Origin of the sequence: Hymenobacter sp. B1770 (assembly GCF_049896385.1) — a bacterium.
GTDB lineage: Bacteria > Bacteroidota > Bacteroidia > Cytophagales > Hymenobacteraceae > Hymenobacter.
On the sequence record NZ_JAFCUF010000026.1, the window covers coordinates 1 to 1,553 of the forward strand.

General features: G+C 67.9%; 1 protein-coding gene. It reads right to left on the bottom strand.

Going from position 1 to position 1,553, the window contains the following annotated elements:
- Nucleotides 1–112: 112 nt before the first annotated feature.
- Nucleotides 113–1,553, bottom strand: a 1,441-nt coding sequence (locus tag ACP7AJ_RS21175; RefSeq protein WP_426062227.1) for a glycoside hydrolase family 2 TIM barrel-domain containing protein, incomplete at its 5' end; no start/stop codon positions are given.

The window sequence follows — 1,553 nt, forward strand, 5'->3', positions numbered from 1 at the left end:
CGCTGCGGCCGCAGCGGCGGTAGGGCATGTCGTGGTAGCGGGCGGGGTGGGGCAGGTAGTGCATGGGGCTTGGGGGAATCGGAGGCGGGAAGGGGGATGAAACCGCGCGGCCTTATTTGGTGCGGGCCGGCGCCGCGTCCAGCGTCAGCGTGCCCGGGGCGAGGCCGGGCGCGGCGGCGCTGAGCGTGATTTTGCCGGCGGGGGCGTTGGCCTTCACGATGGCAATGCACTGCCCCTGGTAGGCTTGGCGCGCCAGGGCCTGGTAGGGCTCGTGGCTGGCGATGTTGCCGTTGTCGACGGCCACGACCGCGCCCGGCCCGCTTGCGCGAAAAGTGACCGGCAGGTCGGCATTGGGGCAGAGCACGCCGTTGGCGTCGACCACGCGGGCCGTGACGTAGGCCACGTCGTCCCAGTCGTGGGCCAGGCGCGGGCGGTCCGTGCTCAGCACGAGGCGGGCGGGCGGACCGGCGGTGGTCAGCTCGTCGGCGGCAGCTTCCTTGCCTCGGTTGCGGGCCACGGCGCGCAGGGCGCCCTTGGCAAACGTCACGTCCCAGGCACGGGGCGCATCGTCGGCGGGCTTGGGCTTCGTGCCCAGGGATTTGCCGTTGAGAAACAGCTCCACCTCGTCGCAGTTGCTGTACACCTGCACCTTGGCGTCGTCGTACGTGTCGAAGTCGGTGGGCGTCCAGTTGGCCACCCACTCGCCGGCGCCGGCGTTTTCGGCTTTGCGCACGAGGCGCACCATCGGTTTTTCGCTCCACCAGCTTTGGCGCTGGTAGCCCACGGGGCGCCAACCGCCCGTGCGGTCGAACAAGCCCTGGCCGTTGGCAATTTCGGGCCAGGTGCCTTCCCCGAGATAATCAAAGCCCGTCCACAAAAACTGCCCGGCCAGGTACGGCTTGTCGCGCAGGAAGAGCCAAGCGGGCAGCTCGTGGCCGTTTTCGGTGCCGATGACCTTGCGCGTGGGCTTGGCCTCGTGGGCGGCCACCAACTCGGCGTCGCGGTAGTTTTGCCCCACCACGTCCATGGTTTCCACGAAGCCGTTTTCGTACACCTTGCTCTGCCCCGGGCGGAACAGGGCCATGGTTACCGGGCGGGTCGGGTCGGTTTGGTGCACCAGGTCCTGCTGGTCCTTGTACAGCTGAAAGCCCGCCGGGCTGTCCAGGTTGTCGCGTATTTCGTTGCCTACGCTGTAGAGCACCACGCTGGGGTGGTTGCGGTCGCGGCGCACCATGTCGCGGGTGTCGGCCCGCCACCAATCCTTAAAAAGCCGGTTGTAGCCCTGCTCGGCGTGGTTCTTGGCCGCCGTCCAGGTGTCAAATGTTTCGTCGAGCACCAGGAAGCCCATCCGGTCGCAGAGGTCCAAAAACTCCGGGGCCATCGGGTTGTGGGCCGTTCGGATGCCGTTGACGCCGACTTGCTTAAGCAGCTCGAGGCGGCGCTCCCAGGCCCGCAACGGCACAGCCGCGCCCAAGGCGCCGGCGTCGTGGTGCAGGCACACGCCCTTGATTTTGAGGTTTTGGCCGTTGAGCCAAAAGCCGGTGGCGGCCTCA